This window comes from Streptomyces flavofungini, assembly GCF_030388665.1.
GTDB lineage: Bacteria > Actinomycetota > Actinomycetes > Streptomycetales > Streptomycetaceae > Streptomyces > Streptomyces flavofungini_A.
Window position 1 is genome coordinate 6,087,625 of the sequence record NZ_CP128846.1, and the last position, 19,094, is coordinate 6,106,718.

The 19,094-nt window shown below is 73.0% G+C and carries 13 protein-coding genes; all 13 read right to left on the reverse strand.

The genetic code is table 11. From position 1 onward, the window contains the following. Positions 1–4: 4 nt before the first annotated feature. On the reverse strand, positions 5–2,044 hold the full coding sequence (locus QUY26_RS25870; protein WP_289950677.1) for an FHA domain-containing protein: 2,040 nt from the start codon (positions 2,042–2,044) through the stop codon (positions 5–7). Positions 2,045–2,161: 117 nt separating this feature from the next. Further along, on the reverse strand, positions 2,162–3,505 hold the full coding sequence (locus tag QUY26_RS25875) for a vWA domain-containing protein (protein ID WP_289950678.1): 1,344 nt from the start codon (positions 3,503–3,505) through the stop codon (positions 2,162–2,164). A gap of 148 nt (positions 3,506–3,653) precedes the next feature. Continuing rightward, the gene (locus QUY26_RS25880) at positions 3,654–5,183 is read right to left on the reverse strand and encodes a PP2C family serine/threonine-protein phosphatase (RefSeq protein ID WP_289950680.1); all 1,530 of its coding nucleotides are present in this window, start codon (positions 5,181–5,183) and stop codon (positions 3,654–3,656) included. 2 nt (positions 5,184–5,185) lie between these two features. Beyond that, a complete protein-coding gene (locus tag QUY26_RS25885; protein WP_289950682.1) occupies positions 5,186–7,855 on the reverse strand; it encodes a serine/threonine-protein kinase in 2,670 nt (889 codons plus the stop codon). Beyond that, on the reverse strand, positions 7,852–9,171 hold the full coding sequence (locus QUY26_RS25890; RefSeq protein WP_289950684.1) for a hypothetical protein: 1,320 nt from the start codon (positions 9,169–9,171) through the stop codon (positions 7,852–7,854). The genes QUY26_RS25885 and QUY26_RS25890 overlap by 4 nt, the downstream gene beginning before the upstream one ends. Positions 9,172–9,219: 48 nt before the next feature. Further along, positions 9,220–10,281, reverse strand: coding sequence for a glutamate ABC transporter substrate-binding protein (locus tag QUY26_RS25895; RefSeq protein ID WP_289950685.1), 1,062 nt, complete (start codon positions 10,279–10,281; stop codon positions 9,220–9,222). Between the two features lie 17 nt (positions 10,282–10,298). After that, positions 10,299–11,744, reverse strand: coding sequence for a hypothetical protein (locus QUY26_RS25900; protein ID WP_436840405.1), 1,446 nt, complete (start codon positions 11,742–11,744; stop codon positions 10,299–10,301). A gap of 462 nt (positions 11,745–12,206) precedes the next feature. Then, on the reverse strand, positions 12,207–13,223 hold the full coding sequence (locus QUY26_RS25905; protein ID WP_289950687.1) for an N-acetylglucosamine kinase: 1,017 nt from the start codon (positions 13,221–13,223) through the stop codon (positions 12,207–12,209). Next, positions 13,214–14,479: a 6-phospho-beta-glucosidase gene (locus tag QUY26_RS25910; protein ID WP_289950689.1), complete on the reverse strand. Its 1,266-nt coding sequence runs from the start codon at positions 14,477–14,479 to the stop codon at positions 13,214–13,216. Before QUY26_RS25910 ends, QUY26_RS25905 begins: the two co-directional genes overlap by 10 nt. 8 nt (positions 14,480–14,487) lie before the next feature. After that, positions 14,488–15,399, reverse strand: coding sequence for a carbohydrate ABC transporter permease (locus QUY26_RS25915; RefSeq protein ID WP_289950690.1), 912 nt, complete (start codon positions 15,397–15,399; stop codon positions 14,488–14,490). Positions 15,400–15,405: 6 nt separating this feature from the next. Beyond that, the gene (locus QUY26_RS25920) at positions 15,406–16,338 is read right to left on the reverse strand and encodes a carbohydrate ABC transporter permease (RefSeq protein ID WP_289950692.1); all 933 of its coding nucleotides are present in this window, start codon (positions 16,336–16,338) and stop codon (positions 15,406–15,408) included. 13 nt (positions 16,339–16,351) lie between these two features. Continuing rightward, positions 16,352–17,692 carry an ABC transporter substrate-binding protein gene (locus tag QUY26_RS25925; RefSeq protein ID WP_289950694.1) on the reverse strand — a complete coding sequence of 447 codons (1,341 nt, stop codon included), beginning with the start codon at positions 17,690–17,692 and terminating at the stop codon, positions 16,352–16,354. A gap of 166 nt (positions 17,693–17,858) precedes the next feature. Beyond that, positions 17,859–19,040 (reverse strand): ROK family transcriptional regulator, encoded by a 1,182-nt coding sequence (locus QUY26_RS25930; protein ID WP_289950697.1) that lies wholly within the window; start codon positions 19,038–19,040, stop codon positions 17,859–17,861. Positions 19,041–19,094: the final 54 nt, after the last annotated feature.

Genomic DNA, 19,094 nt, shown 5'->3' on the forward strand with positions numbered 1-19,094 from the left:
GGGGTCAGTCCCGGCGGACGGTGATCGTCGTCCAGGCGCCGACATGCACCTGGTCGCCGTCCTGGAGCGGGATCGGGACGAAGGGCTGGATGGGCTCCTCGCCGTTGTTGACCGTGGTGCCGTTGGTCGAGTTCTGGTCGACGACCGCCCAGCCGCCGTCCGGCTGCTGGACCAGGACCGCGTGCTGGTGCGATACGCCCGGGTCCTCCGGCGGCACCGACAGGTCGATGTCGGGGGTGTCGCCGGTGGAGTGGCGGCGGCGGCCGATCGTGATCTGGTTGCCGACCAGCGGACGCTGCTGCTCCGGGGAGTACGCGGGCAGGTTCAGGCCCGCGGCCTCGGGGCCGCTGCGCTGCATCATCGCCATGAAGTAGTCACGGTCGGGGCCGATGGTCGCGGTCCAGGACCCGGGGCCGGTCGGCTGGGGCGGACCGGCCTGGCCCGGGTAGCCCTGCGGGGGCTGCTGGGCCGGGGCGCCGGGGCCGCCCGGAGCTCCGGGACCGCCCGGGCCGCCGGGGTGCCCCTGGCCGGGCGCCGAGGTCGAGGGCGGGGAGAGGACCCAGTCGTCTCCGCCGCCGCCGAAGGAGGGCGCGCCGGGGCCGCCCGGTCCGCCGGGTCCACCAGGACCGCCCTGGCCGGGCGGGGGCGGCGGGCCCTGCGGGGTGCCCGTCTCCTGGGGGAACGCGGGCGGGGCGGGGGGACCCTGCCGCTGGAACGCCTGCGGGGCGCCCGGTCCGTCCGGTCCGTCCGGTCCGCCCGGTCCGTCTGGTCCAGGCCCGGTGCCCGGGCCGCCGGGAGCGCCGCCGTTGCCGCCGCCGTTGCCGAACGGCGGGATCGGCTCGGCGGGACGGTTCACCTGCGAGGGCCGCGAGCCCTGGTAGCCGAACGGGTCCTGGCCGGGGCCGGGGGACTGCTGGCCGGTCGGGGAGGTGGTGCCGGGGCCGTTGGGACCACCGGGGCCGCCCGGGCCGCCGGGAGCACTGGGAGCACCGGGACCGCCGCCCGGGCCACCGGGGCCCGGCGGGGGCGGGGGAGGACCCTGCTGGAACTGCTGGGAAGCGTTGGGGGCGCCAGGAGCACCCGGGCCACCGGGACCGCCGGGACCGCTCGGGCCAGGCCCACCGGGGCCGTCGTACCCACCAGGGCCACCAGGGCCACCAGGGCCACCGGGACCGCTCGGGCCGTTGGGACCACCGGGCCGGCTGGGACCCTGATGCGGGTAGCCGTACCCACCGGGCCCGTTGGGGCCACCGGCACCCGGACCGCCGGGCTGACCAGGGCCACCGGGCTGACCGGGACCGCCGGGACCACTGGGCCCACCAGACTGGCCAGGCCCCTGAGGCGGGTACCCGTACCCACCAGGACCGGAACCGGGACCACCGGCACCGGGCCCGCCGGGCTGACCGGGACCACCAGGGCCGCCGGGCCCACCAGACTGACCGGGCCCCTGAGGCGGGTACCCGTACCCACCAGGACCGGAACCAGGGCCACCGGCACCGGGCCCACGCCCACCAAAGCCAGGACCACCAGGTCCACCGGCACCGGGCCCACCAGGCTGACCAGGACCACCCGGCCCAGGCATCCCCGGAGCACCGGGCCCACCGGGCCCGTCCGGACCACCGGGCCTACCAGGCCCACCGGGCCCGCCCGGACCACCGGGCCGCCCCGTCCCGCTATGGGGCAGCGGCGGATTGGGCGCGGCAGGCGTGTACGACGTCGCCGTACCCGTCAGGAAGTTCCACCGGCACTCCTCGCAGAAGGGCGCGTTGGCCTCGCGGGGCGTGCGGCACTGCGGGCAGAGCTCGGGCTCGGGGCCGAGGTCCGGCACCGCGGAAAGGTGCGCACGGCCGGGCTGGCCGGGGCCGCCCGGGCCGCCGGGCTGACCGGGGCCGCCGGGCTGGCCGGGACCCTGCGGCTGCTGGCCGTAGCCCGCGGCCGGGGGCGGTGGCGGAGGCGGCGGTGGTACGGCACCGGCCATGCGGTGACCGCAGACCTCGCACCAGTCGTCGGAACCCGACTGGTGTCCGTTCGGGCAGGTCGGCATGTCGGCGCTTCCCCCTCTCCTTCTCCGGCCCGTGGGCCGCGTGCACTGGCGTTCTTCCGGTACTGACAGGGCGTACGCGGGGCGTACCCGGCGTACGGGACGCCGTGGGACGCCCCGCTACTTCTTCACGCGGACCGTCTTCGTCGAGCGCGTCTCGAGTGTCATCTCGTCCGCCTCGGCGACCCGCGCCTTCAATCGAACAGTACCTGTCGCGGCGTCGACCACGTCCACCACCTTGGAAAGGAGCTTGGCGGTGTCCGCGTTGCCGGACGCGCTCGCGAGCTGAACGGCCCGGCCCAGTTTGGCCGTTGCTCCGTCGTAATCGCCCGATTTGCGGGCGTCGAGGCCCTGCTGGATGACCTGAGCCAGTTCCGCCTGGCCCGTGTAGTGCGCGACCTGCGGATTGATGGACGTGGACGCCGCCATGTCGTCCGTCCAGACGGCCCGCACGAGGCCCTGGGACAGGGTCTGCACGGTGCCGTCGGCCGCCGGGACGACGAGCGAGACGCGGGCCGCGAGCATCTCCTGGCCCAGCTCGGCGCCGGGAACCCGTACACAGATGTGGTAGTCGCGGGACTCGTCGCCCCAGGAGCCGGTGGGGTAGTCACCCGCACGGGGTCCCGCCTCGGTGCGGCGGTCGGTCAACTCCTCGACCGTGGGTGCCACTTGCTTCACGAACATGATCTCCACGCCCATGGGCGTCCACAGGCGCAGGCTGACGTCGGCGACCTCCTTGCCCATCGCCGACTCCATCATCTGCGTGAAGTCGGCGGCGAGGCCCGCGGGGTCGGCCACGATGTCGGCGGTGCCGAGCAGCGCCGAGGCGATTCCTGTGACCTCTTTCACTTCCCAGTCGGTGCCGACGCCGCGCGCGTCGCAGGTGTACCGGCCCGCGCAGGCGTCGAGGGAGGCGCGCAGGTCCTCCGCCGACTCGTGTTCGTTGCGGCCGTCGGTGAGCAGGATGCCGTGTCTGATGGAGACGTCGGCGGAGGCGAGGAGGCGGTCGGCGAGGCGCAGCCAGGTGCCGATGGCGGTGCCGCCGCCCGCGCTGAGCTTGCGCAGGGCCTCCTTGGCCTGGGTGCGGGTCTGCGGGCCCGCGACGGCGAGGCGGCCGCCGCCGGGGTAGACCTCCGTGGCGACGTGGGTGCCGCCGATGACCGCGAAGTGCACGCCGTCGCGCAGGGCGTCGATCGCGGCGGCGGTGGCGTCGCGGGCGCCGCGCATCTTCGTCGGTGGGTAGTCCATGGAGCCCGAACAGTCGACCATGATCGCGACCGCCGCGTCGGGGCCGTCCCCCACCGCGTACAGATGGGGCGCGCCGACCGCGGAGCCGATGGTTCCGCCGCCCGTCGAGGTGACCGTGGCGATCGCGCTGACTTCGCGGCCGCCCTCGGGCAGGTACTCGTTCTGGTAGACGTCGACGGTGAACTGCGGGACGTTCGACTTGGAGAAATTGGCCATGGTTGGTGCTCCCCCCTAGGACTTCATTCCACAGAGCTCGGATCTGCTGCCCGCCGCGGTGCCCGCGCGTGCGGGTGGTGCCGGTGCGCGCGTGGGGCGAAGGCCACCGGGACAGCCGATCGGCCGCGTGGCGCGGCTCCCGCCCGCGCTAGGCCGATCCTGCCCCCTGCGGAGGGGCGGGGAACGGCAGGACCGCCACTGTTACGTTGTCGTGGCCCCCGCCGTCGAGCGCGTGGCCGACGAGGACCTGGGCGCTGTGCAACGGCCTTCGGGCGGCGTCGAGGGGGACGGCGCGGGCCATCTCCTCGGCTGCCTCCGCGTAGTTCCACAGGCCGTCCGTGCACACCACCACTACACCCGGGCGGTCCGGCTTGAAGGAAGCGGTGTGCGGCTCCAGTTCGTACGCGTCGGCGCCGAGCCAGCCCGTGATGGCGTGCGCGCGCTCGTCCGCGTACGCCTCGGCCTCGTTCATCAGGCCCGCGGCGACCATCTGGGCGGCCCAGGAGTCGTCCTCGGTGAGGCGGGCGGCGGGGCCCGAGCGGTCGACCGGCACCCAGTAGACCCGGCTGTCGCCGACCCAGCCGATGACGAGCAGGCCGCCCGCGACGACGGCGCCGACGAGGGTGCAGGCGGGCGCGTTCTGGTGCGGGCTGTGCTCGCGGGCGCCGGTGGGTTCGTCGGCGAGGGCGTTCACGGCCTCGGCGGCGGCGAGGATCGCCTCGTGCATGGCCTGCTGCGGGTGGGCGCCGCGCGGCAGGGCGGCCCGGAGGGTGGCGTCGGCGGCGCGGGAGGCGGCCATGGAGGCCTCGTCGGGGCGGGTCGCCGAGGAGACGCCGTCGCAGACGACGGCGATGACGGCGGGCGAGCCGTCGGGCAGCGCCGCCGCGGAGATCGCGAACGCGTCCTCGTTGCGGTGGTGGCGCAGGCCCCGGTCGCTGACGGCGGCGACCGCGTCGAGCTCCTGCTCCATGTGGTCGCGCTCGCGCGGCTGGGCGTGCCCGCAGTTCTCGCAGTAGCCGTCGGGGGCGACGTGCCCGGAGCGGCAGGCGACACACAGTTTGGTTCCTGCGGACGGGGTGGGGGCGACGGGTGCCGGGGCCTGGGGCGCCGGAGGGGCGGAAGGGGCCTGGGGCGCCGGAGAAGCCGACTGGTCGGGCGTGGGCGTGCCGGTGCGCGGGTCGGCGGCCGGGGCGGCGCCGGGCGTGGGGGCCGCGAGGGGGTAGCCGTCGGGCTCGGCGGCCGTGGCGGCCGGTCGGCCGGGGGCCCCGGGCCCGGTGGCCGAGGAGGCGCCAGGAACGCCCGCACCGCCGGAGTCCCCGAGCTCGGCGCCGGAGGAGTCCGTGCCGGGCAGGTCGGAGGAGCGGTGCGTCGGGACCGGGGTGTCGGAGCTGTCGACCTCAGGGGCCACGGGCCATTGGCCGGAGCCGGGAGCACGTCCCGCGGCCGCCGTGTCGGAGGCGCCGGGAGCCGGGCCGGAACCGGAGCCCGGCGCGCCCTGAGGCGCGGAGCCCGGCAGCGGCGGCAGGCCGTTGATCGCGAGCGTGGGCCGGTCCTCCGGCGGCGCCGGGACCGCCGAGAGGTCGTAGCCGCACGCGCCGCAGAACAAGTCGCCCGTATCCAGGGGCTCCTCGCAGCTCGGACACGTGGACAAGGCCGCCGGTTGGTGCATTTGCGCCATCTTCACACCCACGTCCGGGGGCGGAAACGGTTGGCCCGCTCCACCAGTTCGATCCTTTCCTCGCCACCCTGTGCGAGCCGGGCCAGGGTTCGGTACGAACGTTCCAGACCGAACCGGAGGCCCCGCTCGTCCAACTCGCTGCCGAGCAGTACGGTTCCCGCACGCCCGTCGCTCGCGGTCGCCGAGGGCCCTGAGGGCGCCGGGGCGGTACCGGAGTGGTGGCTACCGGAGAGTACCCAGTCGAGCGCCGTGCCGAGGACTTCCGTCGAGAGGCGCTCTCTGCGCACCGCGTCGAGGCCGAAGCCCGCGAGTGCCTCGACCTGCCCGGCGGCGGCCGTCAGGTCGTCCAGGAACCGGGCTCCGGGCCCGGCCGCCGTGTCGAACGTCATACGCCGCCGCAGCCGCGCCCGCACCGCGGCGACGCGGGCCGCCGTGTAGTGGATGGACGACTCCGGCACGGACTCCAGCGTACGCACCGCGCCGCTCCGGTCGCCCGTGGCGAGCTGCACCCGGGCGAGCCCGAAGGCGGCGCTGACGTAGCTCGGGTCGGTCGCCCACACCAGGCGGTAGTACTCGGCGGCGTTGTCGAGCTGGCCGAGCACCTCCGCGCAGACGCCGAGGGCGAGCTTGGGCGCGGGCTCGCCCGGGAACGCGTCGTACACCGCGTCGAAGGAGAGCGCGGCGATCTCGTGGTCGCCGTTGGTGAGCGAGGCGACCCCGCGGTACCAGATCACCCGCCAGTCGTCCGGGTGGTCGATCTCCAGGGACTCCAGGGCCTTGCCGGCGGCGACGGAGTCGCCCAGGGTGAGCAGCGCCCGCAGCTCGCGCAGCCGCAGCTCGGTGGAGGTCGCCGGGGCGGCCCCGAGCGCGGCGATCAGCTCGGCGCCCGACGAGTCCACGAGCCCGGCGAGGAAACCGGCGTTGGCGTCGCCGGGGTCGACCCGGGGCACGGGCAGGGCGAGCGACGTCGCGGGGGCGTCAAGGGCACGCACCAGCGAGGCGGACGCGGTGCCTTCCCCGGTGCCCGCACCTGCGCTCGCGTTCGCCCCGGCGCCACCATCGCCGGCCTCCCCGAACGCCTCCAGCCCCAGCGCGCCGGCGACCCCACCCCCGAGGCTCCCGTCGTCCCCGGCGCCACCGGAGGCCCGCCCCGCAGGCCCCCGGGCCCCGAGCACCGACACCTCCCCGGCCGGCTCCGCGAACAACTCCGTGTCCGTGACCTTCACTTCGGGCCCGAACAGCGTGGAGAGCGCGGGCCGGGGCCGCCCGCTCTGCACCGCCACGACCTCCCGCAGCACGCCGGTCAGCTGCTCGGCCATCTCCTGGGCGGAGCCGAAGCGGCGCGCCGGGTCGGGGTCGGTGGCCCGCACGAGCAGCCGGTAGAACGACTCGTACGTCCGGAAGACCTCGATGTTGTCCGGGTCGGGCAGCGAGTCCACGAAGACGTTCGTGTAGCCCTGGAAGTCGAAGGTGAGCACGGCCAGCGTGCGCGCGACCGTGTACAGGTCGGACGCCACCGAGGGGCCGACCTCCGCGACCTCCGGGGCCTGGTAGCCCACGGTGCCGTAGATCGCCGACTCGTCGTCGTCCATGCGGCGGACCGCGCCCATGTCGATGAGCTTGAGCTGGTCCTCGGTCTGGATGGCGTTGTCGACCTTGAAGTCGCAGTACAGCAGGTTGCGGCTGTGCAGGTGGCCGAGCGCCTCCAGGGCCTCGATGCCGTACGCGCAGGCCTGCTCCACCGGCAGCGGATCGCGCTTGCCGGTGGGCGTGCGGCGGCTGTTGGCGATCTCCTTGAGGGACTTGCCGCCGACGTACTCCATGACGATGTAGCCGTCCATGGAGCCGGTGCGCTGGTCCAGGTGCTCGACGAAGTTGTAGATCCGCACGATGTTGGCGTGCTCGATCTCGGCGAGGAAGCGGCGCTCGGAGATCGCCGCGGCCATCGCGTCCTGGTCACCGGTGTCGAGCAGGCCCTTGAGGACCACCCAGCGGTCGGACACCGCGCGGTCCACGGCGAGATACACCCAGCCGAGGCCGCCGTGCGCGAGACACCCCACGACCTCGTACTGGCCGTGCACGATGTCGCCCTCGTTCAGCTTCGGCACGAACGAGTACGGGTGGCCGCACTTGGTGCAGAAGCCCTCCGTGCGCCCGGGGCGCTCCCCGCGGGCGCGGCCCACCGGCGCGCCGCAGTCGGAACGCGAGCAGAACCGCTTCCTCTCGGGCACCTCGGGGTTCTGCTGCACCGCGCCGCGCGGGTCGGGGCGCGGCACCTGCGGCACCGAGACCAGGCCGACGCCGAGCCTGCTGCGGGCGGAGGACGCCGTCGACGAGCCGGAGCTGCGCACCGACACCGACCGCGCCGACGTACCGCTCGACGTGGCGCGCGAGAGCCGGCCCGAGACCGAGCGGCGCGAGGAGGACGACCGGGAGGAGCGCGTGCTGCCGCGGGTGCCGCGCGAGCCGACGCTGGAGGAGGCCCGCGAGCCCCGCCCGCTGCGCCCGCCGACCGTGATGCCTGTGGCCGGGGAGCCCACCATGCCGCTCGCCGACACGACCGGGGCGAGGCCGCATGTGTCGCAGTACAGCTCGCCGCCGCCCACGTCCTCGTACGAACCCGTGCACTTGGGCCGCTGGCACGGCTGCTGCCCGCCGTTCTCCTCGCTCATGCTTCCCCCCTCCGATCGGTGGGCCCGCTCTGGTGCGGGACCCTCGGCGCCAGCGCGTCGGCCGCCGCCTGCTGATAGCGCAGCACCGCCTGCTCGGCCACGCGCAGGTCGCAGGGCGCGCTCCAGAGCATGCGGCGCGCCGCGTCGTACCGCTCGATGAGGACCGGGTCCTCCGCGAGGCCGTGCCGGGCGACCTTCGCCTTGTACGCGTCGAGGCGGCCGCGCAGCTCCGCGCGGACCGCGAGCGGCGCGGTGACGGCCGTCAACGACTCGCGGGCGCGCAGCAGTTCGTCCTCGGCCTTCTCCTCCAGGGACTCCAGGAGCGGCGAGAGGCGGTGCCACTGGGCGTTCCTGCGGTAGTCCGCGGCCATCGCCAGCTGCTCCTGGAGCGCCGTGGGCGGCCCGGACACCGCGGGCACCTCGGACGCGGCGATCTTCGCCAGCACCTCCCCGCGCGCGGAGCGGGCCTCGGCCAGGGTGCGGTCCGCGCGGGAGAGCACGTCGCGCAGCTTGCCGAGGCGGGCCTCGGCGTCCTGGCGGACCGTGAGCACGGCGTCGATCTCGCGGCGCACGTCCTCCAGGGCGCGGGCCGCGTGGTCGTAGCGGTCGGTGTGCGGGCGGCCACCGCCGGGGGCCGAACTGCCGCGCGTGGGCTGCCAGAAGGCGAGCGGGTCGGACACCACCTGCTCGCGCAGCGCCGTGAGCTCCTGGGTGATGCGCTCCAGGTCGTCGCCCGAGGGGTGCTCGCCGGGGCGGACGCCCACGGAGTGCGCGAGCTGACGGGTGCGCTGGAGTTCGGCGGCGAGCAGGTCGATGCGGGCGGGCAGCGCGGACCAGACGGCGTCGGCGGCGACGACCACGTCCAAGGAGTGCGCGTACAGGTCGTTCATGCGCGCGACCAGCTCTTCGAGGGTGAACTGCTCGGTGAGCTTCGCGGGCCCCGTGATCGACGGCGCGGCGCCGGAGGCGGAGCCGCCCGCGACGGTGACGCTCCGGCCGCGCAGCAGCCGGGTCAGTTCGAGCAGGTCGTCGCGGTTGGGCCAGCGCCTGCGCTCGCGCACCTCGCGGGCGGTGTTCAGGGCGCCCGCGTACGCGTCGAAGTACGTCCAGAGCAGCGTGATCCGGGCTTCCGTGCCGAGCCAGCGTTCGTGCGTGGTGCCGGTGAGCCGCGCGCCTTCGAGGAGGCGGCGGCCCGCGTGGTCCTGGAGGGCGAGGAGCGACGTCTCGATCGCCTCGTGCTCGGCGTCGAGCCGCACCAGCGCACGGTCCACCTCGTCCCGGTCCATGACGGGTCCGGGGGGTCCCGCGACGCTCATCGATCACTCTCCGCTCTGCGTGTCGCGTGTGCTTCGGATCCTGCGCGTTCAGTCCTTGTACTTCGGCTTCGGCGGCCCCGCCGAGTCGCCGAGGTCGTCGGCGAGCCACTTGTCGTACGAGGCGCGCCAGCCGTCCTTGTCCTTGCGGAAGTCGTCCAGTACGTCGTTCACGCGCCGCACCAGGTCGTCCGCGTCCTTCTTCATCGCCACGCCGTAGTACTCGGTGGTGAACGGCTCGGCCCCCTTCAGCTCCACCGTCGGGTCCTGCGCGGCCTGGCCCGCGGCGAGCGCGCTGTCGGTGACCACCGCGTCCACCTCGCCGAGCTGGAGCCTTACCAGGCAGTCGAGTTGGTTCGGCACCGTGGTCCTGATGTCGGCACCGAAGCTGTTCTCCTTGAGCGCCGTCTCCGCCGTGGAGCCCGCGGCGGAGCAGACCTTCTTGCCCTTCAGCGTGTCGTTGTAGCCCGTGATGTCGGAGGTCTTCGGGGCGAGGACCTGCTGGCCGGTCTCGAAGTACGCCGTGGAGAAGGCGACGTCCTTGATGCGGTCGCAGTTGATGGTCATCGTGCGCACGATCATGTCGACCTGGCCGCTCTGGATCGCGGGGACGCGCTGGTTGGTGGGGATCGCGCGGAACACCACGGCGTCGCGGTCGCCGAGCAGCCGCTCCGCGATCTCGTGCGCCAGGTCGATGTCGAAGCCCTCCAGTTTGCCGACGCCCTTGTTGGGGTCGCGATAGCCCCAGCGGTAGCTGTTCTGGTCGACGCCGACGACGAGCTTCTTGACCTTGCGCTGCTTGATCTTCTCCAGCGTCGGCCCGTCCTTGGTGTCGGGCCGCAGGCTGCGCTCGGGCGCTTCGCACTCGTCGGCGCGCGCGGGCGCGGCCTGCGTCAGCCGGTCCGCGTCGGCCGAACCGCCGCCGCTGCCCGCGCCGTTGCCGCCGCGCAGCTGCGGCAGTGCGAGGACCAGGGCGATCGCGAGCAGACAGGCGAGGGCCATCGAGGCGACCCCGCCCCAGCCGCGCAGGACCGCGAGGCCGCGGCGCGGGCGCCGTGCGTACCGGGTCGCCGCGGCCACGTGCTGTTCCTTCTCGCCAGGTCGCGTACGCATCGTCCGCGCGCCCCCCATCACCGGTACTCCGAAAGCCTGCGGCCGATGCCGAGCACGGCGGCCGCCGCGCCGACGACCGCGAGCACGGCCGCGCCGATCGGCAGGCCCGTCATGGCGCCCTTGCCGTCCTCGGCGGCCTGCTTGAACTCCCGCTGCTCGTGCGCGAGTGCCGCGTCGAGGGCCGCGTCCACATTGTCGAAGGACTCGCCGGTCGGCTCGTCGCTCCTGGTGCCGATGACCTTGTCGAGCGCGCCCTCGTAGTCACCCGAGTCGTCGCTCGCGCGGGCCGACTTGTGGCGTTCCTTCCACTCGGCCACGTTCGCCGCGGCGGCCGCCACGGGACGCTTGCCCGACTCGTCGTCGGCCAGCTCGGCAGCCTTGCCGAGCAGTCCCTTCTCGCCCGCCTTCGCGCCCGCGAGGCGCGCCATCTGCCGCTGGTAGGCCACGTCGAACTTGTCCTTCGTGGCGTCGTCCACGGTGACGGTCTCGGCGCCCCGGCTGACCAGGGTCAGGTTCTCGTTGCCCCGGGCCTTCAGGGAGCTGATGCGGGCGTCGTTGAGGACGTTCAGGGACTTCACGCCGCGGTCGTAGGACTCGTTCAGGCCGGAGCGGGCGAAGGTGTGCCCGCCGAGCAGCCACAGCAGCGCCACGGACGCGGCGACCGTGGCCGCCAGCAGGCCCGTGTTGAACACCCTGTTCGTCCGCCGGTAGTTGCGGTGCTGGGCCCAGCCGAGGGCGGCCAGGGTCACCACCCCGAGGGCGATCGCGGGCCAGGGGTACGGCTTCGCGTCGGCGTAGTCGTCGGTCAGGCGCTCGTTCTCCGCCTTGTAGAGCTTCTCGGCGGCCGGGAGCATCCGGGTCTGCATCGTGTCGTTCGCGTACCGCAGATAGGCGCCGCCGAGCGGCAGGCCCTGGCGGTTGTTGGCGCGGGCCCGCTCGATCAGGGCCGTGTACTGGGGGAGGAGCTTGTTCAACCGGCTCACCGACGCCGCCGACGAGGAGTCGGAGCCCGCGTTCGACGCGGCCGTCGCGAGCTTCTCGCCGGCCCGGTCGATGTCCCGCTGATACCGCTCGCGGACCTTCGCGGGCTCCTGGCCGCCCGCCAGGAAGCCGCTGGACGCGGCCGTGTTGGCGTCCGCGAGGGAGCGGTAGATCGCGGCGGCGTCGTTGCTCAGCGGCTGGCTGCGGTTCAGGACGCGGTCCGCCGCGTCCGCCCGGGAGGTCGTCTGCCAGGCCGTGACCGCGCCGAACGCCAGGACCAGGGCCGCGAGGACCGCGCCGATGGCGCGCAGCCTGCCCGGCTCCGTCGTCGCCGCCGCGCGCAGGCGGTCCACTCCTTCCGCCCACGCCGTGCTTCTTCCTGGCGCGGGCGCCTGGTGCGGTGGGCTCGCTGTCTGCTGCTTCGGCAGTGGTGGACTCGTGGGTGCGGGCGCGTGCGGTGGTGCCTGTGGTGGGTGTGTCACCTGACCTCGACCTCCCCCTTGGTCGTCGGACTGCCCTTCCTTCCGGGCCTTGGTGGCTGCGGAAGCAGTGCACGGCCGCAAGTATCGCCGCAGGGGGCGACATCCGCACAGGGCTTGACTCGATCTTGTGCGGATTGGTGGGCCACCGGGTGCCTTTGAACACGCGTCGGGGGCGTGTTCGGTTCCCGTACGGGCGCTGGCCGGGGGCCTTGGGGGGGCTTGGAGGGCTTGGGAGCTGTTCTCGCCGGTGTCCCCTTCGGGTGGGACAGCCTCCGCCGATCGGCGCTTCGCGCCTCGTCCTCAAGCGCCGGACGGGCTGATACTGCCTGGGCCAGGCCGGAATGCCCCCTCCGGCCAGCCCGGAATGCCCCCTCCGGTCGGGCTGAGATGTCCTCCGGCAGGTAGCTCGCTCCGCCCCCCGGCCGGAGGACGTCTCAGCCCGGCCGGGGAGCGGAGCGCGGGCTACCCGTCGGAGCTGTAGTGCGCCCGTGCCCGTGCGTGCGCCCCCGCTGGTGCGCCCAGTTCGTCCAGGCCCAGGAGGATCGCGCCCAGGACCGGGCTCTCCGTCACCACGCGGGGGGTCGCCTTGGGGGCGCGTTCGGCGAGGAGGGTGCGGATGGTGTCGTCGAGGCGGGGGTGGCGGGCCGCCAGGACGCTGCCGCCGAGGAGGACGGGGGCCGCCTCGTCGAGGAGGTCGAGGCGGGTGAGGGCCACGGTGGACATCGCCACGACCTCCTCGGCCATGCGGTCGACCAGGGAGCAGGCGATCCGGTCGCCGGTGGCCGCCGTGGCGAACAGGACGGGGGTCAGCTCGTGCTGGCGGGCGGGCTTGATGTGGCCGAGGTGCAGGGCCTCGATGAGGGCGTACATGGACGGCAGGCCGAAGTGCGCGGGCAGGGCGGTCATGAGGGCCGTGGGGCCGCCCCTGCCGTCCTCCGCGCGGGCCGCGTGCCACAGCGCCTCCTGGGCGAGGTGGCCGCCGCCGCCCCAGTCGCCGGAGATCTTGCCGATCGCGGGGAAGCGGGCCGTGCGGCCGTCCGGCAGCATGCCCACGCAGTTGATGCCCGCCCCGCACACCACCGCGACCCCGCGCGGCTCGGCGTCCTCGACCAGGCCCGCCCTGAGGATCGCGAAGGTGTCGTTGCGGACGTCCACGCTGGTGCTCCAGCCGCGCCGCCGCAGCGCGGCCGCCAACTCCCGTTCCTCCACCGGGAGATCGGCGTTGGCCAGACACGCGGAGACGTGCCCGACCGAGGTGGGACCGGCCGCGCCGAGGGCGGCGGTGACCGCCTCGGCGAGGGTGTCCACGGCGGTCTCCACGCCGACCAGCGGGGGCTGGAAGCCGCCCCCGCGGGCCGCGCCGACGACCTCGCCGGCCGCCGTGACCACCGCGACGTCGGTCTTGCTGTTGCCCGCGTCGATGGCGAGCAGGGACGCGGACGCCGAAGGGTCCGCGCCGTGCGGTCTGCTCAGGCCCACGCCAGGTGCTCCCGGTTGTGTGCGAGGAGGTCGTCCGTGAGCTTCTCCGCGTACTCGTACTGACCCACCAGCGGGTGGGCGAGCAGCGCCTTGAAGACGCGGTCGCGGCCGCCGTGCAGGGCGGCGTGCAGCGCCAGGTCCTCGTAGGCGGTGACGTTCGCGATCAGGCCGGAGAAGAGCGGGTCGAGGGTCGGGACGGGCAGGGGCTTCGCGCCGGATCCGTCCACGGACGCCTGGACCTCGATGACCGCGTCGTCGGGGAGGAAGGGCAGGGTGCCGTTGTTGTGGGTGTTGACCACCTGGTACGGGCTGCCGCTACCGCTGAGGAGAGAGGCGGCGAGGTCGACCGCCGCCTCCGAGTAGAAGGCGCCGCCGCGCTTGGCCAGCAGCTCCGGCTTCTCGTCGAGCGCCGGGTCGCCGTACATCTTCAGCAACTGCTCCTCCATCGCGGCCACTTCGGCGGCGCGCGAGGGCTTGGTGCGCAGCTCCCGTACGACCGCGTCGTGCTGGTAGTAGTAGCGCAGGTAGTACGACGGGACGACGCCGAGGCGGTCGACGAGGGACTGCGGCATGTGCAGGTCCTCGGCGACGGCCTCGCCGTGCTCGGCGAGCAGCTTCGGCAGCACGTTCTCGCCGCCGGGGCCGCCGAGGCGCACGCCCAGCTCCCAGGTGAGGTGGTTGAGGCCGACGTGGTCCAGGTGCACCTGGCCGGGGTCGACGCCCAGGTGCGCGGCGAACTTCCGCTGGAAGCCGATGGCGACGTTGCACAGGCCGACGGCCTTGTGCCCGGCCTGGAGCAGGGCGCGGGTGACGATGCCGACGGGGTTGGTGAAGTCGATGATCCACGCGTTCGGGTTGGTGCGGCGGACGCGTTCGGCGATGTCGAGGACGACGGGGACCGTGCGCAGCGCCTTGGCGAGGCCGCCCGCGCCGGTGGTCTCCTGGCCGACGCAGCCGCAGTCGAGGGGCCACGTCTCGTCCTGCTGCCGGGCCGCCTGGCCGCCGACGCGCAGCTGGAGCAGGACCGCGTCGGCGTCGGCGACGCCCGCGTCCACGTCGGACGTGGTGACGATGCGGCCCGGGTGGTCCTGCTTGGCGAAGATGCGGCGGGCGAGGCCGCCGACCAGCTCCAGGCGGTCGGCCGCCGGGTCGACGAGGACGAGCTCCTCGATCGGCAGGGTGTCCCTCAGCCGCGCGAATCCGTCGATGAGTTCGGGTGTGTAGGTCGAGCCTCCGCCGACCACTGCGAGCTTCATGTGCTGAATCAGCCCTTTACTCCGGTGAGGGTGACGCCTTCGACGAAGGCTTTCTGTGCGAAGAAGAAGATGACGATGACCGGAGCCATGACCAGGAGGGTTGCCGCCATGGTCATGTTCCAGTTCACCATGTGGGCGCTCTTGAAGGATTCGAGGCCGTAGCTGAGGGTCCAGGAGCCCGGGTCCTGCGCGGCGTAGATCTGCGGGCCGAAGTAGTCGTTCCAGCAGTAGAAGAACTGGAACAGGGCGATGGCCGCGATGCCGGGCTTGGCCATCGGCACGATGATCCTCAGCAGGGTCCTGACCTCGCCGCAGCCGTCGACGCGCGCCGACTCGATGTACTCCTTGGGAATCGTCAGGAGGAACTGGCGGAGCAGGAAGATCGAGTACGCGTCACCGAACGCCATCGGGATGATCAGCGGCCACAGCGTGCCCGACAGGTGGAACTGCTGGGCCCACACCAGGTACATCGGGATCACGATGACCTGCGGCGGCAGCATCATCGTCGAGATGACCAGGAGCATCGCGGTGCGGCGGCCGCGGAAGCGGAACTTGGCGAGGGCGTACGCCACGGGGATCGCCGAGCAGACCGTGAAGAGGGTGCCGAGCCCCGCGTACATCAGGGAGTTGCGCCACCAGGTGAGGAAGCCGTCCGTCTCGAAGACGGCCTTGTAGTTCTCCCAGTGCCAGGAGGACGGCCACAGGTCGCCGCTCATCGCCTGCGAGTCGCTCATCACGGACGTCAGGAAGACGAACACGAAGGGCAGGATGAAGAGCAGGGCCACGGCGATGGCGACGCTGTGCACGGCGATCCAGTGCAGGACGCGCTTGCGGCGGGCGCGGGCGGCCTCGGGGCCGCGCGAGCGCACGGGGGTGTCGGTGGCCTTCGGAGCGGGCGCGCTGAGTGTCGTGGAAGTCATCGGTGATCAGTCCTCCGCCGAGAGCAGGCCGGAGCGCTTGCGCATCAGCAGCATCGTCACGGCCATGGCGATGGCGAAGAGCACGAGCGAGAGCACGCACGCCGCACCGGTGTTGAAGTTCTGGAAGCCCATCTGGTACACGAGCTGGGGGACCGTGAGGGTCGAGTGGTCGGGATAGCCGGGCTGGACCACCGAGCCGGGTCCGATGTTGACGCCGGAGGCGACCTTTCCGGCGACCAGGGCCTGGGTGTAGTACTGCATGGTCTGGACGACCCCGGTGACCACCGCGAACATCACGATCGGTGTGATGCTCGGCCAGGTCACGTACCGGAACTTCGCCCAGGGGCCCGCGCCGTCCAGCTCGGCCGCCTCGTACTGCTCCTTGGGGACGTCGAGCAGTGCCGCCATGAAGATCACCATCAGGTCGCCGATGCCCCACAGGGAGAGCATCACGAGCGACGGTTTGGCCCAGTTCGGGTCGTTGAACCAGGTCGGCGCGGAGATGCCGACCTTGGAGAGGATCTCGTTGACCGGGCCCGAGCCGGGGTTGAGGAGGAAGACGAAGGCGACCGTGGCCGCCACCGGCGGGGCCAGGTAGGGGATGTAGAAGGCGGTACGGAAGAAGCCGACGCCGCTCTTCAGCTTCGTCACGAGCAGCCCCAGCGAGAGCCCGAAGACCACCCGCAGCGCCACCATCACCACGACCAGCCACAGCGTGTTCCACAGCGCGGGGCCGAACAGCGGCATCTGTTCGAACACGTACCGCCAGTTCTTCAGGCCCACGAACGTGGGCTCCTTGATCTGGTTGTAGTGCATGAACGAGAAGTAGACGGTGGCGATCAGCGGATACAGGAAGAAGACGCTGAAGCCGATCAGCCAGGGGGAGAGGAAGCCGAGCACGCGCAGTCTGTGGCGCGCCGGGGGTGAGAGTGTGGCCATGGCGGGGCCCTCCTCAGTTCTCTGACTGGAGGTTGTCGGCGTCGATCTGGTCGTCGAGTTTCTTCAGGCCCTCGCGCAGGTTCTTCTCGTGCCCGGCCTCGACGGAGTACCCGAAGTCCCCGAACGAGACGATGTAGGCGCCGCCGTTGGTGGACGGGGGCATGGCCTGGCTGTACTTGCTCTGCAGGATCCGGAAGAAGGTGCGGAACTTCGGATCGGCGTCCAGCTTCGGGGACTTGAGGGCCGCGAAGGTCGAAGGGACGTTGTGGATGGCGTTGGCGAAGTTCACGACCTGGTCGGTGTCGGCGGTCAGGAACCGCACCAGCTCCCACGCCGCGTTCTGGTGCCTGCTGCTGTGCGCGATGCCTGCGACGGTGCCGGTGATGAAGCCCCGGCCGTACGCCTCCGCCTGGTCGTCCGGCACCGGCAGCGGCGCCACGCCCCAGTCGAACTTCGCCTTCGCGTCCTTCAGCATCAGCCCGCGCCACTCGCCGTCCAGGAGCATGGCGACCTTCTGGGTGAGGAAGGCGTTCTGGCTGGACATCTCGTCGCCGAAGGTCGAGCGGAACTTCTCCAGGTCCTTGAACCCGCCCTGGGCGTCGAGCAGTTCGTTCGTCGTCTTGAAGTAGTCGTAGGAGGCGGGTTCCTTCGCGAGCCGGGACTTGCCGTCGGCGTCGAAGTACCGCGGGCCCCACTGCGCGAAGAGGCGGTCGGCGGTGCCCTGGTAGAGCCGGAAGTTGGGCATGTAGCCGACCCGCTCGTACGAGTCCTTGCCGCTGCGCACGGTCAGCTTCTTCGCCGCCGCCTTCAGCTCCGACATGGTGCGCGGCGGGCGGGCGATGCCCGCCTCCTTGAAGGCGTCCTTGTTGTAGTACATGCCGTACGCGTCCGCGAGGAGCGGGAGCGCGCACTGGGTGCCCTCGTAACTCGTGTAGTCGAGGAGGGTCTTGGGGAACGTCTTCTTCTTGTCGAGTCCGGTCTTCTTCATGAAGGGGTCGAGGTCGACCCACATGCCGGAGTCGCAGTACTGGCCGACGTTGTTGGTGGTGAAGGAGACCACCACGTCGGGGGATTCGCCGCCGCCCGCCCTGAGGGCCTGGTTGATGGTGGAGTCGGGGACGTTGCCGGTCGCCTTGACGTCGATGTTCGGGTGCAGCTTCTCGAATCGCTCGATGCTCTTGTTGATCGCCTCGACCTCGCCGGGCGCCGACCAGCCGTGCCAGAACTTCAGCGTCACGGGCTTGGTCGGATCGTCGTCGGCGCTGCCGGTGCTCGGGTTGGCACATCCGGCCAAGAGCAGTCCGGCCGCGGTCAGGGCGGCGGGCACGCGGGTGCGTATGCGCCATCGCGGCATGGCGGACGTCCTTTGTGAGAGGCGGTGTCGGGGAAGGGAAGGGACGGGACGGGACGGGAGGCGAAGGGGAGGGGAGGCGAAGGGGAGGGGCGAAGGGGAGCGAGCCAGAGGGTGACGAAGGAGGTGACGGAGGGGGCGTGCCGTGGCTCAGGCGGTGTGCCGGGGCTCAGGCGGTGTCGAAGAGCGTGTCGCGGGCCTGGGTGAGGGCGGTGCGCAGGGCGCCGGTGAGGATCGGGTCGCCGTCCAGCTCGCTGATCCGCAGGAGCGGGCGCGGCAGGGCGAGGCCGGTCATCTCCTCCTCGACGCGCAGGAGCAGCTCCTCGCCGCCCGACTTGGCCACCTGGCCGGACAGGACGACGAGTTCGGGGTCGACCACCGCGACGACCGCGGCGAGACCGGTGGCGATGTGCCCGGCGAGCTCGTCGCGCATTACGGGGTCGGCGAGCGCCTCGTCGAGCGGCCTGCCGCCCGCGCGCTCGCGGACCACGGCGCCGGAGACGAGGCTCTCGAAGCCGCCCCGGTACGCGTCGGGCGTCGCCTCCGGGCCGCCGCGCAGCAGCGGGGCGCCCGGCACCGGCATGTAGCCGATCTCGCCCGCGCCGCCGGTCGCGCCGCGCAGCAGCACGCCGCCGAGCACGATCGCCGCGCCCACGCCCTCGTCCAGCCAGGCGAGCACGAAGTTGTCGTTGTCCTGCGCCGCGCCCTCGTACTGCTCGGCGATGGCGGCGAGGTTCACGTCGTTCTCGATGGTCACCGGGGTGCCGAGGACCTCGGCGAGCTCGGCGCGCAGGGTGCGCGAGTGCCAGCCGGGCAGGTGCGGGGCGTAGCGCAGCCGGCCGTCGTGCGGGTCGATGGCGCCGGGGGTGCCGATGACGGTGGCGCGCAGGTCGTGGTGGCCGAGCCCGGCCTTGGCGAGGGCGCCGTCCACGGCCTCCACGACCAGCTGGGCGGTGCGGTGGCGGATGTCCTCGGCTACGGCTGCGGCCTCGATGCGCTGCCTGCCCACCTCGCGCCCGGTGACGTCGGCGACCAGGGCGGTGATGCCGGTGGGGTCGGCGGACAGGGCGGCGACGTGGCCGACGGCCGGGTCGATCTCGTACAGGACGGCGTTGGGGCCCGGGCGGCCGCTCTGGCGGCCGGTGGTGCGCACCAGGCCCGCGCTCTCCAGACGGCTCAGGAGCTGGGAGGTGGTGGGCTTGGACAGGCCCGTCAGCTCGCCGATGCGGGTGCGGGTGAGGGGGCCGTGGGCGGCGAGCAGGTCGAGCGCGGCGCGGTCGTTCATGGCGCGGAGCACGCGGGGCGTGCCCGGCACGCCGGGAGAACCATTGGATGGGGTGGTTCCAGCCATCGCTGACGACACCTGCCCTTCGGCGACCCGCCTCCCCGAGTTCACTGTTAGGAA